Raw genomic sequence first — 19,015 nt, forward strand, 5'->3', positions numbered from 1 at the left:
GGCATCGTCGCGAACGGGCAGGCAGGATGCCTGCCCTGGACATCACGGCGGAGCAGGATGCGTAGCCGGGATGTATCAACACCACGCCTCGCTGGAGCGCGGGGATGCGCGACTGCGCAAGCCATCTATGGGCCGGCCCTATTTTTTTGCAGGGTAAGATTTGACGGCAACGGGCCCGCGGGTCAGATTGGACCCACATCTATATAGAGGCCGCCGCCACGCCCCTCGTCCCCTACATCAGCCTCGCCGAAGCCCGTGCCCGCCAGGAGGCGATGCGCGGCCAGGTGGAGCGCCAGGGCAAGCTCCCCTTCGACGCCGTGCGCTACGTGGCGGGGGTGGACTGCGCCTTCCCGGGCGAGCACCAGGGCCGCGTGACCCGCGCCGCCGTGGCGGTACTCACGTTCCCCGGCCTGGAGCTGCACGAGTTCACGGTGGTGGAGCGGCCCACGGACTTCCCCTACGTGCCGGGCTTCCTCTCCTTCCGCGAGGTGCCGGCCATCCTGCTGGCGCTGGAGCAGCTCAAGACCCGGCCCCAGCTCCTGATCGTGGACGGCCAGGGTTATGCACACCCGCGTGGCTTCGGCATCGCCTGCCACCTGGGGGTGCAGACGGGCCTGCCCGCCATCGGCGCCGGCAAGTCGCGCCTGGTGGGTGAGTTCCACATGCCGGCCACGGCGGTCGGCTCCCGTTCTCCGCTGACGTACCGCGGCGAGACCGTGGGCACGGTGCTGCGCACCCGCGACGGGGTGAACCCGCTGTTCGTGTCGGTGGGCCACAAGCTGGACCTGGACAGCGCGGTCGCCTGGGTACTGGCCTGCACCCGCGGCTACCGCCTGCCCGAGACCACCCGCTGGGCCGACGGCCTGGCCGGGGACCCGGGGTTCCGCGCCAGGCCCCGCCGCGCGCGGTAAGATGCCCGCAGGGGTCCGATGGCATAAGAAAAATCCGATGGCGGCAGGCGACATCAAGTTCATCCTCGATTTCGACAGCACCCTGGTGCGCGTCGAGACGCTGGAGATCATGGCCGACCTGGTCCCGGGCGGCGCCAAGCTGCGCGCACGCATCCGCGAGATCACCGACGCCGCCATGGGCGGCCACATGCACTTCCAGGACGCGTTGCGCGAGCGTTTGAAGCTCCTGCACATGCACCGCGACCAGCTCACCCAGCTCGGCGCACAGCTCAGGGAGGAGATCAGTCCCTCCTTCAAGCGCAACCGCGCCTTCCTCGCCGCCAACGCCGCGGACATCCATGTCGTCACGAGCGGCTTCCGCGAGGTGGTGCTGCCGGTGGTGAAGGGCCTGGGCCTGCGGCCCGAGCAGGTCTACGCGAACACCCTGCACTTCGACGCGGAGGGCTACATCGACGGCGTGGACTGGCAGAACCCGCTGGCCACCGACGGCGGCAAGGTGAAGGTGGTGAAAGGCCTCAAGCTCGAGGGCGAAGTGGTGGTGGTCGGCGACGGCTGGAGCGACTACGAGATCCTCGCCGCCGGAGCGGCGCAGCGCTTCTACGCCTTCACCGAGAACGTGCAGCGCGAGGAGGTGACCGGCGCCAGCGGTGCGCGGCAGGCGCCGAGCTTCGACGAGGTGCTGTACGACTGCGGCCTCAGGGCCGCCGTGTCCTACCCCAAGAACCGGCTCAAGGTGCTGCTGCTGGAGGGCATCCATCCCGAGGCGGTGGCGGCCTTCGAGCGCGAGGGCTATGCGGTGGAGTCATTGAAGGGCAGCCCGCCCTCCGGCGAGCTGGCCCAGCGCCTGGCGGACGTGGCGATCCTCGGCATCCGCTCCAAGACCCAGCTGGACGCGCCGGCGCTCGCGGCCGCGAAGCGCCTCCTGGCGGTCGGCGCGTTCTGCATCGGCACCAACCAGATCGACCTGCCGGAATGCGAGCGGCGCGGCGTGGCGGTGTTCAACGCGCCCTTCAGCAACACCCGCTCGGTGGTGGAGCTGGCCCTCGCCGAGCTGATCCTGCTCATGCGCGGCATCCCGGCGAAGATGCGCATGATGGATGCCGGCACCTGGGACAAGTCCGCCCAGGGCGCCCACGAGGTGCGCGGCAAGCGCCTCGGCATCGTCGGCTACGGCAACATCGGCATGCAGCTCTCGGTGCTCGCCGAGTCCATGGGCATGCAGGTCTGCTTCTACGACGTGGCCGAGAAGCTCGCCCTCGGCACCGCCCAGCGCTGCAACAGCCTGGAAGAGCTCCTCGAGACCAGCGACGCGGTGACCGTGCACGTGGACGGGCGCCGCGAGAACGCCGGCCTCATCGGCCCGCGCGAGTTCGCGCGCATGAAGGAAGGTTCGGTGTTCCTGAACCTCTCCCGCGGGCACGTGGTGGACCTCGTCTCGCTGCGCAGCCACCTCCTGTCCGGGCACCTGGCCGGCGCGGCGGTGGACGTGTTCCCGGACGAGCCCCACGGGAACGGCGAGCGCTTCGAGCACCCGTTGCGGGACGTCCCGGAGGCGCTGCTCACCCCGCACATCGGCGGCAGCACCCTGGAAGCACAGCACGATATCGGCCGGTTCGTGAGCGGACGCATCATCGACTACATCAACACCGGCAGCACCGAGAACTGCGTGAACTTCCCCGCCATCCGCCTGCCGCCCCAGGAGAAGGCGCACCGCCTCATCCATCTGCACGAGAACGTGCCCGGCATCCTGGCGCGCATCAACCAGGCTTTGGCCGCCGCCGGCGCCAACATCACCGGCCAATACCTCAAGACCAACGAGCGCATCGGCTACGTGATCACCGACATCGACAGCCACTACTCCGAGTCGCTGCTGGACGAGATCCGGGGCATCCCGCACACCTTGAGATTCAGGGTGCTTTACTGAGCCCGCGGCAGGCGTATGCTGGAGTCAGGCCCGCAGAGGCCATAGGGGAGAACCACATGAAGACCTTACGCATCGTGACGGCGGCGGCGCTCTTCGCCTCCGCCCTCCTGTTCCAGGCGCCCGTGCATGCCGACAGCGAGGAGGATCGCATCGACGCGCTGCTTCACCAGTCCGGCTATACCTATGAGAAGCGCGCCGAGGGCGTGTGGGTGGTACCGCAGAAAGGCGACTCGCTCGGCGACTTCAAGGTGATCGTGGCGCAAGGCGAGGGGTTGGTGGTCATCTTCGTGATCATCGCCAAGAAGGACCAGATGGACATGGGCCTCGGCCTCGCCACGCGTATGCTCTCCATGAACCACGAATACGATCGCGTAAAGGTCGGCACCGACGACGACGGGGACGCGTTCGTGCGCCTGGATGCCAGCCTCCGTTCGATGGATGCCACCGAGATGAAGGAGGACATCCATCAGGTCGCTGCCAGCGCCGACGAGGCCTACTCCGGCATCAAGCCTTACCTGCATTGAGGCCCCGCGCGGCGGGGCACTCGGGTAGGATGGGAGCCGCATGAGCGACAGCCCTTCCGTCACCTGTTTCCTGCTGCGCGACGCGCCCCTGCAGGCGCGCAACACCTTCCATGTGGCGGCCAAGGCCGCCCGCTACACCGAGCTCCGCGCCGCTGCGGCGCTGCCGGAGCTCCTGCAGCGGCGCGAACTCAAGACCATGCCGCTGCTGGTCTTGGGTGACGGAAGCAACCTGCTCTTCACCCGCGACTTCGACGGCCTGGTGCTGCACATGGCGAGCAGCGGCGTACACCTCCTGGAGGACGGCGCCGTGGGCCGGGTGCGGGTCGCCGCCGGCGAATCCTGGCACGGCTTCGTGCGCTGGTCGTTGCACCAGGGCTTCGCGGGCCTGGAGAACCTCGCGCTCATCCCCGGCACCGTCGGCGCCGCGCCGATCCAGAACATCGGCGCCTACGGTGCCGAGGTGCGCGAGTTCATCACCGGGGTGGAGGCCTGGGACCGGCGCAGCGAGCAGTTCGTGCAGCTCGACAACGCCGCCTGCGGATTCGCCTACCGGGACTCGGTGTTCAAGCGCGATCCGCAGCGCTTCATCGTCACCGCGGTCGACTTCGCGCTGCCGCGCGAGCGGCCGCTGGCGCTGGACTACTCCGGCGTGCGCCAGGAGCTGGAGGCCCAGGGCGTCCAGCACCCCAAGCCCGCGGACGTGGCCCACGCGGTGGAGACGCTGCGCCGCCGCAAGCTGCCGGATCCCGCCATCACCGGCAATGCCGGCAGCTTCTTCAAGAACCCGCTGCTCGCCAACGAGCGGGCGGCGGCCCTGGCGGCAGCCCACCCGGAGATGCCGCAGTGGCCGGGTGTGGGCGGCTCCACCAAGGTCTCCGCCGCCTGGCTCATCGAGGCCTGCGGCTTCAAGGGCGTGCGCGACGGCGACGCCGGCGTCTCCCCCAAGCACTCGCTGGTGCTCATCAACTACGGCCACGCCACCGGCGCCCAGGTGTGGGCGTTGGCGGGCCGCATCCGCGAGGCGGTGGCGGCGCGCTTCGGCGTCATGCTTGAGCCCGAACCCGTCATCCTCTGACCATGGCGCTCACCCCCGCGGATCCCGGCTTCGAGGCGCGCGTGCGGGACAGCTTCGCGCGCCAGCGGGTGATGGCGACGCTGGGCGCGCGCCTCGTGCGCGTCGCACCCGGCGAGGTGGACCTGGAGCTGCCGTTCCGCGCCGACCTCACCCAGCAGCACGGCTACCTGCACGCCGGCATCGTCACCACGCTCCTGGACAGCGCCTGCGGCTACGCCGCCTTCAGCCTGATGCCGGCGGACGCCACCGTGCTCAGCGTCGAGTTCAAGACCAACCTGCTGGCCCCCGCTGCCGGCGAGCGGCTGCTGGCCCGCGGCCGCGTGCTCCGGGCCGGCCGCACCCTCACGGTCTGCGAGGCCTCGGGCGTGATGCTGGACGGTGGCGGCGAGAAGGCCGTGGCGCACATGGTCGGGACGATGATGGCGCTCGCGGGTAAGCAGGACCGCTAGATGGCCTTCCGCATCGAGAGTCCGCGCCTGCTGATCCGCCCCTGGGAGCCGGCGGACCGGCCGGCGTTCACCAGGTTCGCGACCGACCCCGAGATGATGCGCTACATCAACTTCGGCCAGGCCTGGGACGAGGCGCAGATAGACGCGGTGCTGCAGCGCCAGGCTCGCTTCCTGGCGCAACATGGCTGCTGCGTCGGCGCGGCGGTGCTGAAGGAGACGGACGAGGTGGTGGGCTTCGCCGGCCTCCAGCCCCAGGACAAGTCCGGTTTCTATGAGTTCGCCTGGTGGGTGTGGAAGGACTATTGGAACCGTGGCTTCGCCACGGAACTCGCCGAAGCGATGAAACGTCACGCGTTCGACGTGATGAAGCTGCCGAAAGCGGTGGCCATCGCCGACGTGCCGAACCTCGCGTCCATCCGCGTGATGGAGAAGATCGGCATGCATTACGAGGGGCTGCGCAACGCCCACGACCTCGCCGAGCGTCATCCCGATGTGGAAGTGGTGCTATACACTTTGGACAAACCGGATTCGTCGTAACACTGCGCGGGCGCTCCATTATCATCGCCGTTCCCAAAAGAACGGCTCCGTAGGGAAACCCATGCTCACACTCCGACATATCTTCTTCCTGATCTGTCTGCTCGCCGCCGGCACGGCGTGCGCCGACGATGAGACGCCCCAGGAACAGATCGCACGGGCGGCCGCCACCGACGCGGGCTCCAGCTGGATCTTCGGCGCCGGCATGGCGGTATCCAATCCCGGCTACGTGGGCGGCAAGAAGCAGGTGACGCCCTTCCCGCTGGTGTTCTACCACAACGGGCGTTTCTTCTTCGCCGGCGTCATCGCGGGCTACATGCTCTCCAACGGCGAGCACTACCGCTTCTCGCTCACGGCGCTGCCGGTGTTCAACCGCCTTAACGCCGGCGACGCGCCCGAGCTCGCCGGCATCCAGGACCGGCGCTGGTCCATCGCCGGCGGCGCGAACCTGGACCTTTTCGGCGGCTGGGGACGCTTCAACGCGGGCGTGTTCCACGACCTCCTGGGCCGCAACGACGGCACCGGCGTCAACCTCGCCTACCAGCACCCCTTCCGCACCGGCGGCGTGACGTTCACGCCCGGCATCGGCGTGCTCTGGGGCAGCGCGGCGCTGGACGACTACTACTACGGCGTGAGCCCGGCAGAAGCGCGTCCCGGCCGGCCGGCCTACTCGCCCGGCGGCGCGGCCAGCCCCTACCTTAGCCTGGGTTTCTCCACGCCCCTCAGCGAGCACTGGCAGTTCCGCAGCGACCTGCGCTACCTGCACTTCGCCGGCGCGATTCATGACAGCCCCATCGTGGCCCGCTCCGGCGCCACTACGCTCTTCATCGGCTTCGTGTATAACGGCCGTCCCGGCTGATATTCGCCATGCCGAAAGAGGCTGCAAAAAAGCGTCGCGAGCGAAGGTAGGGCTAGGCGCGCGAGGCGAGCAAGAGGGGCTCGCCGGACACGGCGAGCGGGCGTACAGGATGTATGCCCTGGGCCGTGAGCGAAGCAGGATTGCGCAGCGAGCGGGCACCCGTCTTTATTTAATTGCGAGTCCTCGCGCCGCCGCTCTCGCACATCCTTGTGCTCCGCGGCACGTGCGCATCCCTGCTACAGACAACGCCCTGCCGAGCGCAGCAGCTTTTTCAGGGCTTCTGGTGTTTCGAAAAGAAATCCCAGATAGCTTCAGTAGCATTTAAAACCGGGCTCGGCGCATCCAGGAACTCCGCCACGCGTGCGCCGCCGGGCCATGAGTGGCCGCCATCCCGCACCAGGAAGAACTGCACGTCCGTGCCCTCCTCGCAGGCGCCGTAGTTCACCATGTCCACGCCCGGCTCCTGTGAACGCACCGTCACCGTGCAGCCGTCCTGCTTCACCCAGAAGTCCAGGCTGTCCTGCACCGGCGGGCGGCTCTCCTTCTCCAGCGCCTTCTTGCCCACGCCGCCCGCGAGCGGCACGTTCTCGTCGGCGCCGCCGTGGATGTGGAACACCGAGACCGGGTGCCCGGGCTTGCAGTCCTTCGCCTCCTGCACCGCCGCCACGGGCGCGATGGCGGCGAACATGTCGCTGGCCTCGCAGGCCAGGCGGTAGGCCATCATGCCGCCGTTGGAGATGCCGGTGGCGTAGATGCGCTTGGGGTCGGCGCCGTTGTCCTTCACCACCTCCATCACCACCGCCCGGATGAAGCCCACGTCGTCCACGTTCTGGTCGCGGGCGTAACCGCAGCAGCCGCCGGCGTTCCAGGTGAGCAGGCCCGGCTTGCCCATCACGTTAAGCAGCGGGCGCACCTGGTCGGTGCCGTTGGGATAGACCGCGATGAAGCCATGCTTGTCCGCCATGGCGTCGAAGCGGGTCTGCGCCGCCACCGCCTCCGCGTTGCCGCCGCCGCCGTGCAGCACCACCACCACGGGGAGCGCGGTGTTGGGCAGGGGGTCCGGCAGGTGCAAGACGTAGCTCCTGTCCACGCCGCGGTACTGGACACCTACCAGGACATCCCCCTTGGCCTGGGCCAGGAGAGGCGCCAGGAGCAGGAAGAGCAATGAGAGGGCGCGATACATAAGGATAGAGTGTCTCATGGGACTCTCCGTTATCAAACGCACGGCCCGCCGCCGGGGCTGACATGGTCTAAGCTTAGGTCACATCGGGTAAAGGGGTATCTATGCTGCACCGCAAGACCGTCCGCGAGAACGGCCGCCACGCCATCGCCATCGTCGAGGACCTGGGGCTCATCCTGATCCTCGTCGCCACCGCCGTGGCCATCGGCCAGGTGGTCTGGGAGATGTTCCAGAACCTCAGGGTCGAGCTGGCGGACCTGCTGCTCATCTTCATCCTGCTGGAAGTCATCACCATGGTGGACAGCTACTGGAAGATGGGCAAGCTGCCGGTGCGCATCCCCCTCTACATCGCCATGGTGTCCATGGCCCGCTACCTCATCCTGGACACGGGCGACGCCCATGACATCCATGCCCTCTACATCACCGGTGCCATCCTGATCCTGGCGGTGACGGTGTTCATGCTGCGCTACGGTCACGTGAAATATCCCTATGGCGAGGACGACGAGGCGGCGGACTACTGACCTCTCACGGTCTGCGCCTCCAAGCCCGGCCCGAAGCCGGGCTTGTCATTTACGCCGGTATGTATACACTGTATACATGCCTGTCGCTACTGCCGACAAGATCCACGCCGCCGCCCGCAAGCTCCTGGACAAGGAAGGCGCCGAGGCGGTGACCATGCGCCGGGTGGCGGAGAGGGTGGGCATCACCGCCATGGCCATCTACCGGCATTACCCGGACCGGGCGGCGCTCCTCAACGCCTTGGCGGACGAGGGCTTCGTGGAGCTCGCCGGGCGGCTCAAAGCCAAGCGCCTCACGGGCGAGGCGGAGCACCGGCTGCTCCAGCTCACGGACGTGTACGTGGACCACGCCCTCGAGCATCCCAAGCTGTTCGAGCTCATGTTCTTCACCAAGCGTGAGGGCGCGCGCCAGTACCCCCGGGACTTCAAGGCGCGCCGCTCCCCCACCGCCAGCGTGGTGGCCGACGCGGTGGCCGAGGGCATGGCGAGCGGCGAGCTCAAAGAGGACACGGACTGGGAGATCGGCTTCGAGATGGGAGCCCTGCTGCAAGGCCTCCTCATGCTCTATCTCGGCGGGCGCATGGACGTGACGCCCGCCGGTTTCCGCGCCATGTATAGGCGCTCCTTCCGGAGATACTTCGATGGCATCCGTGCTTGACGTGAAGCGTTTCGGCCGCGGCCTGCTGGCCGCGCTCGCCACCGCCCTGCTGCTGTTCTTCGGCACCGGCCTGCACCCCCTCTGGCCGCTCACCTGGTTCGCGCCGTTGCCGGTGCTGCTCTTCGCCCTGGACGCCACCGGGTGGGGCGCGGCGCTCGCCGCCTTCTGCGGCATGGTGCTGGGCCTCCTGAACCTCTGGGGCATCTTCCATGTGCTGGGAGCGCCGCCCGCGATCCTGGCGCGCATCTACCTCATCGAGGGACTGGTGCTGGCGCTGGCGGTGCTCCTGTTCCGGGCGCTGCAGCGGCGCGGCGCGCATTGGAGCGCGCTGCTCGCCTTCCCCGCCTTCCTCACATCCTTCGAGTGGCTGCTGAACCTCACCTCGCCCCACGGCACCGGCGGGAGCCTCGCCTACTCGCAGCTCGGCTTCCTGCCTTTCCTGCAGCTCGCCTCCCTCACTGGCCCCTGGGGCATGACGTTCCTGCTGCTGCTCTTCCCCGCCGCCCTGGCCCTGGCATGGGACCTGCGCCGGCGCGCGCCGGCGCGGATGCGCAGCCTGCTCGGCGTGACAGGCGCGTTGCTCGTCGCGGTGCTGGTGTTCGGCGCGGTGCGCCTGGGGCTGCCGGCGCCGCAGGAGCGCGTGAAGGTGGGCCTCATCGGCTCCGACGGCCCCAACGAGGACGTGGCGGACGAAGGCGAGGCCACCCGCAAGCTGTTCCAGGCCTACGCGGACGAGGCCGGCAAGCTCGCCTCCGACGGCGCCCAAGTGATCGTGATCCCGGAGAAGCTCGGCGTGGTGGTGGATGCGGACGCGGACACCGCGGATCCGGTGTTCCAGTCCCTGGCGGACCAGACCGGCGCGGTGATCGTGGCGGGCATGATCTCGGTGGCGCCGCCCCTGAAGTACAACGAGGCGCGGGTGTACCGGCGCGGCCAGCCGGTGCTGCGCTACGACAAGCAGCACATGCTGCCGCCCTTCGAGTCGAAGCTCACGCCGGGCACCGGGCTCGTGACGCTGCAGCAACCCTCATCGCCGTGGGGCGTGGAGATCTGCAAGGACATGGACTTCACGCCGCTGGCGCGCCGCTACGGCGCAGAAGGCGTGGGCCTGATGCTGGTGCCGGGCTGGGACTTCTTCCTGGACGACGTGGCCCACGGCCACATGGCCATCATGCGCGGCGTGGAGTCCGGCTTCGCCGTGGTGCGCGCCGCCAAGGGCGGCTCCCTCTACGTGAGCGACGACCGCGGCCGCGTGCTGGCGGAGGTCAAGAGCGACGCCGCCCCCTTCTCCACGCTGCTGGCGGAGGTGCCGGTGGAGCACCACCGCACCCTGTTCCTGCTGTGGGGGGACTGGTTCGCCTGGGTGGCGGTGGCGCTGCTGGGGGCCTGCCTGGCCCGGCTCGCCTGGCGCTGGAAGGCTGCGCCGGGGTGATCCGAAACCGAAACTCAGGTGAACCCCGGAGACATAAGCGGGTTTAACCCCGATGGGAAGGGTCGGCGCCGGAACGCATACTCCGCCTACAGGACAAAAACAGGCGGGAAAACATGGTGCCGCAGGCCCCTTCGGATTCTTTACACCCCTTGCTCCGTATCACCAGCGCCGCCCAGCTCGCGCTGCGCGGCCGCATCCTGGCCGCCGCGCGCCAGCGGCTGCTGCGCTTCCGGGCCGAGGACACCACGCTCGGAGACATCGCCCGCGCCGCGGGCCTTCCCGAGGAGACGGTGCGCCAGCATTTCGAGGACAGGCACGCGGTGCTCAAGGCGCTGCAGCGCGGGCTGGACCGTGAGCCCCGCAACACCCGCCGGCACCGCCTCAGCCCCGAGCAGCGCGCGCGGGGCCGCGTGCCGCGTCCCGGCACGCAGCCGGGCTATCTCTCGGACGACTGAAGCGCCCGCCCGCGCCCCTATACGGCCAGGTCCAGCTCCTTGCACAGCAGCCGGCCTGCCTCACGGGCGGGGAGCGGCGGGCTGAACAGGTAGCCCTGCACGTAGCGGCAACCCTCCGACTTCAGGAACGCCAACTGCTCCGGCGTCTCCACGCCCTCGGCCACGGCCTGGATACGCAGGCTGTCCGCCAGCGCCAGCAGGCAGTGGATGATGGCGCGGTCGTAGCTGTTCTCCGGCGCGCCCTTCACGAACTCGCGGTCCAGCTTGATGGCGTCGATGGGGAGGCGCTTCAGGTAGGTCATGGAGGAGTGCTCCTTGCCGAAGTCGTCCAGCGCGATGCGGACGCCCAGGAGCTTCAGCTCCTCCAGCATCTGCAGGTTGCTCTCGATGTCCCGCATCAGCAGGCTCTCGGTGATCTCGAGCTTGAGGCATGCCGGCGGCAGGCCCGTGGCGTCCAGCGCCTCCTTCACCATGCCGACCAGCGAACCCTGGGCGAACTGGCGCACCGAGAGGTTCACCGACACCTGGAGCTTCCTGTCGCCGGAAGCATCGTGCCAGGCCTTCATCTGGCGGCAGGCCTCGCGCAGCGCCCAGCGGCCGATGGGCACGATCAGGCCTGTCTCCTCCGCCAGCGGGATGAACTCGGCGGGCGGCACGGTGCCCAGCTCAGGGTGTTCCCAGCGCAGCAGGGCCTCGACGCCGTAGATGCCGCCCCTGCGGACGTCGAACTGTGGCTGGTAGTGCAGCTTGAACTCGTGCCGCTCCAGGGCCCAGCGCAGCGCGTTCTCGCGCGCGAGGCGCAGCGTGGCCAGGGCCTGCATGTCGCGGGTGAAGAACTGGAAGCCGTTGCGGCCGCGCTCCTTTACCCGGTACATGGCGAGATCGGCGTTCTTCATGAGGGTCGCCGCGTCCGCGCCGTCCTCCGGGTAGGTGCTGATGCCGATGCTGCAGCCGGTGTGGACCTGCACCCCGGCGGCGTTGAGGGTGCCGCTGACGGTGTCGAGGATGCGCTGCGCGGTGAACGTGACGGCCTTGGGGTCCTCGCAGCCCGCCATCAGCACCATGAACTCGTCGCCGCCCAGGCGGGCCACCACGTCCTCGGCCCGGACGCAGTTCACCAGCCGCCGGCCTATCTCCTTGAGCACCTGGTCGCCGACCGGGTGGCCGAGCGAATCGTTGATGGTCTTGAAGCGGTCCACGTCCACGAACAGCAGCGCCAGCCTCTCGTGATGGCGGCCGGCGTGCGCCAGCGCCTGGTTCAGGCGGTCCATGAAGGCAGTGCGGTTAGGCAGCCCGGTGAGCGTGTCCACCGTCGCGAGCCGGCGCATCTCGATCTCGGAGGCGCTGCGCTCGGCGGAATGCAGCGCCAAGGTCATGGAGTCGGCCAGGGAACTGGCGAAAGCCATGTCGCCCGGCATGCCGTCGGTCTTGCCCGCCATCCACTCGTGCAGGATGATGCCGTGCACTCCGCTGCCGTTGCGGAACGGCACGAACAGCACGGCGCGGGCGCCGGTGGAGGCGAAATAGCGCTTCCAGGCGGAGGCCAGCGACGCGTTCCGCCTCACGTCGGGGACCGAGATGCCGCGGCTGTGCGCGAGCTGCTCGAAGAGCTCGCCGGAGTCCTCCCGTGTGATGTCCTGCGTGGCCCGCGAGACATGGGTGCCGTCCAAATAGGTGTGCGCGTTGCGCAGCAGCGATCCCTTACGGTTCATGAACCATACGCTGACCCGCGCCGCGCCGGTGGCGCGCTGGGATTGCTCGCTGATGAGCTCGCAGGCAGCGCGCAAGTTGCCGCCGGTGATGCGCGGGTCCAACGCCACTTCCAGGAGCTTCGACTCGCGGCGGCGGGTGCGGTCCTCGTGGTCCACCAGGTGACTCTGGTAACGGGTGCGGGTGGTCACCTCATCGGCCAGGCGCAGGCGCGCCTCGCGGTAGGCCAGGCGGAAGCCGATGTTGGCCAGCATCTCGCGCCCGCCCTCGTCCACCAGCAGCCACATGACGGCGGCGACTGCGAAGCAGGCGAACGCGATGAGCGCGCCCGTCACGTTCAGCATGGCCACCAGGCGCAGCAGCAGGGGGCCGAACAGCGCGCCGAGATAGGTGAGGTAGATGTGGCGATGGGTCGCCAGCACCATGGTCGGCATCGCCGCCCGGGCCACCAGCAGGGCCACCAATGCGATCTGGTGCACGGTCGAGCCCGGCTCGAAGAATATCCAGCCGCCCAGGCCCCACAGGATGCCGAGGCCCAGGCTCAGCACCATGAACACATCCTGCCAGGTACGGCGCGCTGATTCGCTGAGCACCAGCAGTGGGAACGCCCAGCTGAGCACGAGCCGGCCCAGCGAGAGGGCGAGCGCGCCCGTGAGCCAGGCGACCACCACCGCATGGGGAGTCGAGGACCAGAACGCCAGCGCCGCCAGCAGTGCGAGACCCATGGCTCCGATATCTATCCAGCGGCCGAGATGGCGCAGGACGCCCACGCGCTCCGACTGCAGGATGCGTTCCGCGCTCGGCTGTGCCTCCGGCGTGACGACCAGCTTCTTCGACGTCATTACTGCTGACATGTTGATTTCCAGTGTGCGCATCGCGCACTGAACTGGCGTCCCCTGCCCTGGCTTGTCCGCTCACCGTTCGACCCGCCCCTGTGACGGGCCGCACCCCTGTGCGGAGACTCTCTTCGTGGGGTGCATTCTCCCGGCGGCGGGCGGAACGGGCCTTGATCCATGTCAGCAGCCTTGCTCGGGGTTTCCCTGATGTGGCAGGCACGGCGCGGGGACGGATTCTCTTTCGCCCACGAAAAAACCCGCCGCAGCGGGTTTTTTGAAGACACGGAAACGAAATGTTTCAGTCCAAAATTTCGCGCGCCGCCGCGTGTATCTCATCTTCGCTGAGCAGCACCAGGTTCGCGGCGGAAGCCAGCGGGATGTAGGAATCTTTCCCCGCCACGCGCCTCTTCGGCACGCCCGGCGCGTGCTCCTCCAGGTGCGCGAAGATCTCCTCGGCGATGCCGCCGGTCTCGCGTCCTTCGTCCACCACCAGCACCTTGCCGCATTCCTTCGCATGCTTGGCCATGAGCTCCGCGTTCAGGGGCTTGAGCCAGCGCAGGTCCAGCACCCGGATCTTCTTGCCGGTCTCAGTCTCCAGCTTCTTCGCCACCCGCAGCGACATGGGCACGCCGTTGCCGTAGCTGATGATGAGCAGGTCCTTCGCCTTGGGCTCGTACACCCGGCCCTCGCCCAGCGGGATGGCCCTGTCCGGCGCCGGGTATTCGAACAGCCACTGGTTGTCCTTGGGGGAATGCAGGTCCTTGGTCATGTAGAGGGCGATGGCTTCCATGAACGCCACCACCCGGCCGTCCACCTTCGCGAGCGCGGCGCAGGTGCGCAGCATCATGGCGGCGTCGTCGCCGCGGCTCGGGCAGGCGATCACCAGGCCCGGGATGTCGCGCAGCGCGGTGAAGCTGTTGTCGTTGTGGAAGTGCCCGCCGAAGCCCTTCTGGTAGCCCAGGGAGGCGATGCGCGCGACCATGGGGTTGCGGTACTTCGCGTTGGAGAAGAACTGCAGCGAGGCCGCCTCGCCGCGGATCTGGTCGCAGGCGTTGTGGAAGTACGCCAGGTACTGGATCTCGGGGAACGGCAGCATGCCCATGTAGGCCGCGCCCTGGGCCATGCCGAGGATGGTCTGCTCGTCCAGCAGCGTGTTGAACACCCGGTGGCCCTTGAAGGTCTTGTAGAGGCCCGAGGTCACGGTGTACACGCCGCCCTTCTGCGCCACGTCTTCGCCGAAGACGGTCATCTCCGGGTACTTGGCCATGAGGTCGAACAGCGCGCGGTTGATCTGGATGGAGAGGTGCTTGGGGGCGCTCTTCTCCGGCAGCGCGTCCTCGGAGCCGAATGCGGCGACGCGCGCCGCGTGATCCGCGGCACGCACGGCCTCTACGTTCACCTGGTCCGCGTGGTACGGCGCCAGCGGCACCATCACCTGCTCCGCCGTGGTGAGCTTGGGGCGCGTGGCCGCCTTCTTCGAGGCTTCCTGCACGCGGCTGCGGCAGCGCTCATACATCGCCAGCACTTCGGCGGGCGTCATGAGGCCCGTCTCCAGCGCCGTCTCCGCCGACATCAGCAGCGGGTCGCGCGCCTCCGTGGACTCCAGCTCCTGGGAAGTCTTGTACTCGGTCTCCGCGTCGGTGCCGGCGTGGCCCAGGAGGCGCACGAGCTTCAAGTGCAGGAACGTGGGCTGACGGGTGCGGCGGCAGTGCTCGACGGCCGCCTGGGTCTTGTCCCAGGCGTCCACCAGGTCCAGGCCGTCCGCCTGCACGTAATGCAGGCCCGCGCGGTTCCTGAAGTTCGCCTCCACCCAGCCTTCCGGCGTCTTCACGGAGATGCCGATGGAGTTGTCCTCGCAGACGAACAGCACCGGGCAGGGCAGCTTCTGGTGGGCGGTCCACTGGGCCGCGTTGAAGGCGCCGAGCGCCGTGGAATGGTTGGAGCTGGCATCACCGAAGCTGCACACCACCACGCTGTCTTCCGGTATCGGCGGCGTGAGACCCAGGCGCTTGGTCTGGGCCAGGGCCACGGCGGTGCCGACGGCTTTCGGCAAGTGGCTCGCGATGGTCGAGGTCTGGGGCGGCACCCACAGCGGCACCGAGCCCCACACCTTGTGGCGGCCGCCGGAGATGGGGTCCTCGCTGGAGGCGGCGAGGGACAGGGCCGTGTCGTACACCATGTCTAGCCCAAGCTTGCGGGCCCGCTCCTGCATGAACGCGCCGGAACGGTAGTGCAGGAAGGCGATGTCGGTGTGGCGCGTGACGCGGCCCACCACGGCGTTGATCTCGTGGCCGGAGCTGCCGATGGTGTAGAAGCCTTCGTTGCGGGCGCGCATGGCGCGGGCCTCGATGTCCTGGTGGCGCGAGAGCATCTGCGACTCGAAGAGCTCCAGGAAGTCCCGCCCCGTGAGGGAATGCCCGCGGCGTACGGGGGCGCCCGCATCCGGGCGCGGCGCCTCGTCGGCCCAGCCCTGCACGAAACTGATGAAGTTGCCGTCCACGATCTCCGCGCGGTTGATGCTGCGGGTGGCGGCTTTGGCGAGACCTGTGGCTTTGGGTTCGGTGGACATGCTGTTCTCGGAGTCAGGCGGCGCGGGACAGGTTCTGGTGCGCCACGGCGAAGTCCTGCAGGCTGGTGAAGCGGAAGTCCGGCTGCACCTTCTCGTCGGGCGCGCGGGTGGCGCCGTGGCCCTGCTTGTCGTGGCGGCGGTGGATCCAGCAGGTGGACAGGCCGAGCTTCTTGGCCGGGATGTGGTCGTGGTACAGGCTCTCGGCCACGTGCAGCAGGCGCGAGGGCAGGAAACCTTCGTCTTCCAGGTTCGAAAGCAGGTACTGGAAATTCTCCATGTCCGGCTTGTAGCTGCCGATGTCCTGGGCGGTGTAGACATGGTCGAACTCGACCCCCAGCTTGGCGTTGGAGTAGCTGAAGGACTCCCGGTCTATGTTGGAGAGCACCACCAGCTTGAAGTGCTGCTTGAGGTAGGCGAGCGCGAGGGCGGAATCCGGGAACGCCGGCCAGTTGCCCACGGAGCGGCCGAAGGCCTTCATGTCGTCGGGGGTGGCGAAGACGCCCCAGCCCGCGGCCATGCGCTTCAGCACCCGGCCGAGGATCTCGGGATAGAGCATCCCGGGGTTCTCTTCCTCCTCCTGCCACTCGAGCTTGCCGAAGGCCTCCACGAAGGCATCGTCGCTCACCTGGATGTTCTCGCGCCGGCGCCAGTTGGCGAGCGCGGCACGGATGCCGCTCTCCCAGTCGATGAGCGTGCCGTAGCAGTCGAAGCTCAGGACGTCGAAATCTATCAAGCGAGGCATGGGTATCTCAGAAAGCGTTTACGCCAGTCAGCTCTTTACCGATCACCAGCTGGTGCACGCTCTCGGTGCCCTCGTAGGTGATGACCGATTCGAGGTTCAGCGCGTGACGGATGGGACAGAACTCGGTGGTGATGCCGGCGCCGCCCAGGAGGTCGCGGGCATCGCGGGCGATGTCCATGGCCATGCGGCAGTTGTTCCACTTGGCCAGCGACACCTGGGCAGGCTGCATCTCGCCCTTGTCCTTGAGGCGGCCGAGCTGCAGGGAGAGCAGTTGGGCCAGGGTTATCTGGCGCGCCATCTGCGCCATGCGCAGCTGCGCCAGCTGGTTGTTGTCCAGCGGGCGGCCGAAGAGCACGCGGGTCTTGGAGTAATCCAGCACTTCCTTGAGGCAGGCCTGGGCGGCGCCGATGACACCCCAGGTGATGCCGTAGCGGGCCTGGGTCAGGCAGCCCAGCGGGCCCTTGAGGCCTTCCGCCTTCGGCAGCCGGTTCGCCTCGGGGATGACCACGTTGTCGAAGTACAGCGCCGAGGTGATGGAGGCGCGCAGCGACATCTTGTGGTGCACCTCGGGGGCGTCGAAGCCCTTGGCGCCCTTCTCCACCAGGAAGCCGCGGATGCCCTGCTCGGTCTGGGCCCACACCACCGCCACGTCCGCGATGGTGCCGTTGGTAATCCACATCTTGGCGCCGTTCAGCACCCAGTCGCCGCTCGCGTTCTTCTTCGCGGTGGTCTTCATGTTGGAGGGATCCGAACCGCCGTGGGGCTCGGTGAGGCCGAAGCAGCCGATCTTTTCTCCACGCGCCATCGCGGGTAACCACTTCTGCTTCTGCTCCTCGGAGCCGTAGCTATATATCGGATACATCACGAGGGAGGACTGCACGGAGACGAAGCTGCGCAGCCCCGAGTCGCCGCGCTCCAGCTCCTGGCAGATGAGTCCGTAGGACACGCCGTTGAGGCCGGCGCAGTCATAACCCTGGATGGAGCTGCCGAGCAGGCCGAGGGAGGCGATCTCCGGGATCAGCTCCTTGGGGAAGCGGCCTTTCTCGAAGCACTCTCCGATGATGGGCAGCACCTTCTCGTCCACGAAGCGGGCGGTGGTGTCCTGCACCAGCTGCTCCTCTTCGGAGAGGAGGCCGCGCACGTCATACAGGTCCATCGGGTTCAATGACTTCACAAACGCACTCCCAAAGACGTCGCCGTCCGCGTAACTCGTTGCCGTTGATGGGGTTTCCCCCGGGAAGGGGGTCCCGCAGGGGGCGCATATGATACCGTAACTGCATATACGTCGCAGTCCGCATGCGCGTAACCCCAGGAAAACCATGAGAATCCCCGAGATTCTGCTCATCGAGTCCCATCACAAGCCGGGCAGCCTGGCCAAGGTGCTGGCGGTCATCGGCGAGGCGAACCTCGTGGTGGAGCACCTGCACGCGGTGCGCCGCCACCAGGACAAGACGGTCTGGGAAGTCACGATCGAGATGGACGAGGACGCGGACCGCAGCCTCTACGACAAGATCAACGCGCTGCCCAACGCCAAGATCATCGGCAAGTCGGACCGGGTGTTCGACCGCCACAAGGGCGGCAAGATCGAGATGGTCTCGAAGGTGCCGCTGGACGCGATCCAGCAGCTGCGCGACCTCTACACCCCCGGCGTGGCGCGCGTCAGCCTCGCCATCCAGAAGGATCCGTCCAAGGCCTGGGACTACACCAACCTCGGCAACACCGTGGGCATCATCACCAACGGCACCGCCATCCTCGGCCTCGGCCCCATCGGCTCCCTCGCGGGCCTGCCGGTGATGGAAGGCAAGGCGATGATCTACGCGAAGTTCACCGGCATCTCCGGCATCCCCATCCTGCTCAACGACACGGACCCCAAGAAGATCATCGACACCGTGCTCGCCATCGAGTCCTCCTTCGGCGCCATCCATCTCGAGGACATCGCCGCGCCGGAATGCTTCGAGGTGGAAGAGGCGCTGGTGAAGAAGCTCGACAAGCCTGTGCTGCACGACGACCAGCACGGCACCGCGGTGGTGACGCTGGCGGGTCTGCTCTCCGCCACCCGGCGCGTGGGCCGCGAACTCAAGGCCTGCTGCGTGGGCCAGATCGGCCTGGGTGCCGCCGGCATCGGCATCGTGCGCCTGCTGCACCAGTACGGCGTGAAGACGGTGCTGGGCGCGGACCGGCGCGAGGAGGCGCTGGCGCGGGTGGAGAAGATGGGCGGCAAGCGCGCCACGCTCGAACAGGTGATGCAGCAGGCGGATATCGTGATCGCCACCACCGGCGTGAAGGGCCTGATCCTGCCGGAGATGGTGCGCAAGGGGCAGATCGTGTTCGCGCTCTCGAACCCCGAGCCCGAGATCAGCGCGCGCAAGGCGCTGGAGGCCGGCGCCGCCTACGCCACTGACGGGCGCAGCGTGAACAACGCGCTCGGCTACCCTGCCCTGTTCCGCGGCGCGCTGGACGCCCGCGCCAAGCGCTTCACCGACGCCATGTTCTTCGCGGCGGCCAACACCCTGGCCGAGCTCGCGCCGGCGGAGGAACTGCTGCCGGACCCGCTGGACAAGACCGTGCACGCGGCGGCGGCGGATGCGGTCAAGACTGCCGCACTCCAGAGCGGCGCCTGCAAATAGTCCACGGCCCGC

17 protein-coding genes are annotated in these 19,015 nt (G+C 68.1%); 12 read left to right on the forward strand and 5 right to left on the reverse strand.

Annotation, left to right across the window (positions count from 1 at the left end):
• Positions 1 to 272 precede the first annotated feature (272 nt).
• From nfi to VF651_02090, 7 genes are all read left to right on the forward strand, one after another.
• Positions 273 to 911: a deoxyribonuclease V gene (nfi, locus tag VF651_02060; GenBank protein ID HEX7964477.1), complete on the forward strand. Its 639-nt coding sequence runs from the start codon at positions 273 to 275 to the stop codon at positions 909 to 911.
• Positions 912 to 948: 37 nt separating this feature from the next.
• Positions 949 to 2,835, forward strand: a complete 1,887-nt coding sequence (gene serA, locus VF651_02065; protein ID HEX7964478.1) for a phosphoglycerate dehydrogenase — start codon at positions 949 to 951, stop codon at positions 2,833 to 2,835.
• 56 nt (positions 2,836 to 2,891) lie between these two features.
• On the forward strand, positions 2,892 to 3,359 hold the full coding sequence (locus tag VF651_02070; GenBank protein ID HEX7964479.1) for a hypothetical protein: 468 nt from the start codon (positions 2,892 to 2,894) through the stop codon (positions 3,357 to 3,359).
• A 40-nt stretch (positions 3,360 to 3,399) separates the two neighbouring features.
• On the forward strand, positions 3,400 to 4,434 hold the full coding sequence (gene murB / locus VF651_02075) for a UDP-N-acetylmuramate dehydrogenase (GenBank protein ID HEX7964480.1): 1,035 nt from the start codon (positions 3,400 to 3,402) through the stop codon (positions 4,432 to 4,434).
• A 2-nt stretch (positions 4,435 to 4,436) separates the two neighbouring features.
• On the forward strand, positions 4,437 to 4,883 hold the full coding sequence (locus tag VF651_02080; GenBank protein ID HEX7964481.1) for a PaaI family thioesterase: 447 nt from the start codon (positions 4,437 to 4,439) through the stop codon (positions 4,881 to 4,883).
• Positions 4,884 to 5,420, forward strand: coding sequence for a GNAT family N-acetyltransferase (locus VF651_02085; protein HEX7964482.1), 537 nt, complete (start codon positions 4,884 to 4,886; stop codon positions 5,418 to 5,420).
• A 61-nt stretch (positions 5,421 to 5,481) separates the two neighbouring features.
• Positions 5,482 to 6,276 carry a MipA/OmpV family protein gene (locus VF651_02090; GenBank protein ID HEX7964483.1) on the forward strand — a complete coding sequence of 265 codons (795 nt, stop codon included), beginning with the start codon at positions 5,482 to 5,484 and terminating at the stop codon, positions 6,274 to 6,276.
• Positions 6,277 to 6,547: 271 nt separating this feature from the next.
• Here VF651_02090 and VF651_02095 read toward each other — a convergent pair whose 3' ends face one another.
• On the reverse strand, positions 6,548 to 7,477 hold the full coding sequence (locus VF651_02095) for a PHB depolymerase family esterase (GenBank protein HEX7964484.1): 930 nt from the start codon (positions 7,475 to 7,477) through the stop codon (positions 6,548 to 6,550).
• A gap of 83 nt (positions 7,478 to 7,560) precedes the next feature.
• Here VF651_02095 and VF651_02100 point away from each other — a divergent pair, with 83 nt between their 5' ends.
• The 4 genes from VF651_02100 to VF651_02115 all read left to right on the forward strand — a co-directional run bounded on the left by VF651_02100 (position 7,561) and on the right by VF651_02115 (position 10,519).
• Positions 7,561 to 7,977 carry a phosphate-starvation-inducible PsiE family protein gene (locus VF651_02100; protein HEX7964485.1) on the forward strand — a complete coding sequence of 139 codons (417 nt, stop codon included), beginning with the start codon at positions 7,561 to 7,563 and terminating at the stop codon, positions 7,975 to 7,977.
• A 76-nt stretch (positions 7,978 to 8,053) separates the two neighbouring features.
• Complete coding sequence (locus VF651_02105; GenBank protein ID HEX7964486.1) at positions 8,054 to 8,632, forward strand: helix-turn-helix domain-containing protein; 579 nt, start codon at positions 8,054 to 8,056, stop codon at positions 8,630 to 8,632.
• On the forward strand, positions 8,616 to 10,064 hold the full coding sequence (locus VF651_02110; protein HEX7964487.1) for a nitrilase-related carbon-nitrogen hydrolase: 1,449 nt from the start codon (positions 8,616 to 8,618) through the stop codon (positions 10,062 to 10,064). Before VF651_02105 ends, VF651_02110 begins: the two co-directional genes overlap by 17 nt.
• 149 nt (positions 10,065 to 10,213) lie before the next feature.
• The gene (locus VF651_02115; protein ID HEX7964488.1) at positions 10,214 to 10,519 is read left to right on the forward strand and encodes a hypothetical protein; all 306 of its coding nucleotides are present in this window, start codon (positions 10,214 to 10,216) and stop codon (positions 10,517 to 10,519) included.
• Positions 10,520 to 10,536: 17 nt separating this feature from the next.
• On the opposite strand, the gene VF651_02120 is transcribed toward VF651_02115, so the two are convergent.
• The 4 genes from VF651_02120 to VF651_02135 all read right to left on the reverse strand — a co-directional run bounded on the left by VF651_02120 (position 10,537) and on the right by VF651_02135 (position 17,532).
• A complete protein-coding gene (locus VF651_02120) occupies positions 10,537 to 13,083 on the reverse strand; it encodes an EAL domain-containing protein (GenBank protein HEX7964489.1) in 2,547 nt (848 codons plus the stop codon).
• A 280-nt stretch (positions 13,084 to 13,363) separates the two neighbouring features.
• The gene (locus VF651_02125; protein ID HEX7964490.1) at positions 13,364 to 15,634 is read right to left on the reverse strand and encodes a thiamine pyrophosphate-dependent enzyme; all 2,271 of its coding nucleotides are present in this window, start codon (positions 15,632 to 15,634) and stop codon (positions 13,364 to 13,366) included.
• Positions 15,635 to 15,647: 13 nt separating this feature from the next.
• Complete coding sequence (locus VF651_02130) at positions 15,648 to 16,376, reverse strand: haloacid dehalogenase type II (GenBank protein HEX7964491.1); 729 nt, start codon at positions 16,374 to 16,376, stop codon at positions 15,648 to 15,650.
• A gap of 7 nt (positions 16,377 to 16,383) precedes the next feature.
• Positions 16,384 to 17,532: an acyl-CoA dehydrogenase family protein gene (locus VF651_02135; GenBank protein HEX7964492.1), complete on the reverse strand. Its 1,149-nt coding sequence runs from the start codon at positions 17,530 to 17,532 to the stop codon at positions 16,384 to 16,386.
• Positions 17,533 to 17,695: 163 nt separating this feature from the next.
• Here VF651_02135 and VF651_02140 point away from each other — a divergent pair, with 163 nt between their 5' ends.
• Positions 17,696 to 19,003, forward strand: a complete 1,308-nt coding sequence (locus VF651_02140) for a malic enzyme-like NAD(P)-binding protein (protein ID HEX7964493.1) — start codon at positions 17,696 to 17,698, stop codon at positions 19,001 to 19,003.
• Positions 19,004 to 19,015: the final 12 nt, after the last annotated feature.

The sequence above is a fragment of the Gammaproteobacteria bacterium genome, from assembly GCA_036383255.1.
Lineage (GTDB): Bacteria > Pseudomonadota > Gammaproteobacteria > Natronospirales > REEB76 > DASUBN01.

Coding starts and splice junctions, on each gene's coding strand:
- VF651_02130 (HEX7964491.1), bottom strand. CDS start 16,376: ATGCCTCGCTTGATAGATTTCGACGTCCTGAGCTTCGACTGCTACGGC.
- VF651_02080 (HEX7964481.1), top strand. CDS start 4,437: ATGGCGCTCACCCCCGCGGATCCCGGCTTCGAGGCGCGCGTGCGGGAC.
- VF651_02100 (HEX7964485.1), top strand. CDS start 7,561: ATGCTGCACCGCAAGACCGTCCGCGAGAACGGCCGCCACGCCATCGCC.
- VF651_02140 (HEX7964493.1), top strand. CDS start 17,696: ATGAGAATCCCCGAGATTCTGCTCATCGAGTCCCATCACAAGCCGGGC.
- VF651_02090 (HEX7964483.1), top strand. CDS start 5,482: ATGCTCACACTCCGACATATCTTCTTCCTGATCTGTCTGCTCGCCGCC.
- VF651_02085 (HEX7964482.1), top strand. CDS start 4,884: ATGGCCTTCCGCATCGAGAGTCCGCGCCTGCTGATCCGCCCCTGGGAG.
- VF651_02120 (HEX7964489.1), bottom strand. CDS start 13,083: ATGTCAGCAGTAATGACGTCGAAGAAGCTGGTCGTCACGCCGGAGGCA.
- VF651_02110 (HEX7964487.1), top strand. CDS start 8,616: ATGGCATCCGTGCTTGACGTGAAGCGTTTCGGCCGCGGCCTGCTGGCC.
- nfi (HEX7964477.1), top strand. CDS start 273: ATGCGCGGCCAGGTGGAGCGCCAGGGCAAGCTCCCCTTCGACGCCGTG.
- VF651_02105 (HEX7964486.1), top strand. CDS start 8,054: ATGCCTGTCGCTACTGCCGACAAGATCCACGCCGCCGCCCGCAAGCTC.
- murB (HEX7964480.1), top strand. CDS start 3,400: ATGAGCGACAGCCCTTCCGTCACCTGTTTCCTGCTGCGCGACGCGCCC.
- VF651_02125 (HEX7964490.1), bottom strand. CDS start 15,634: ATGTCCACCGAACCCAAAGCCACAGGTCTCGCCAAAGCCGCCACCCGC.
- VF651_02095 (HEX7964484.1), bottom strand. CDS start 7,477: ATGAGACACTCTATCCTTATGTATCGCGCCCTCTCATTGCTCTTCCTG.
- VF651_02070 (HEX7964479.1), top strand. CDS start 2,892: ATGAAGACCTTACGCATCGTGACGGCGGCGGCGCTCTTCGCCTCCGCC.
- VF651_02135 (HEX7964492.1), bottom strand. CDS start 17,532: ATGGACCTGTATGACGTGCGCGGCCTCCTCTCCGAAGAGGAGCAGCTG.
- serA (HEX7964478.1), top strand. CDS start 949: ATGGCGGCAGGCGACATCAAGTTCATCCTCGATTTCGACAGCACCCTG.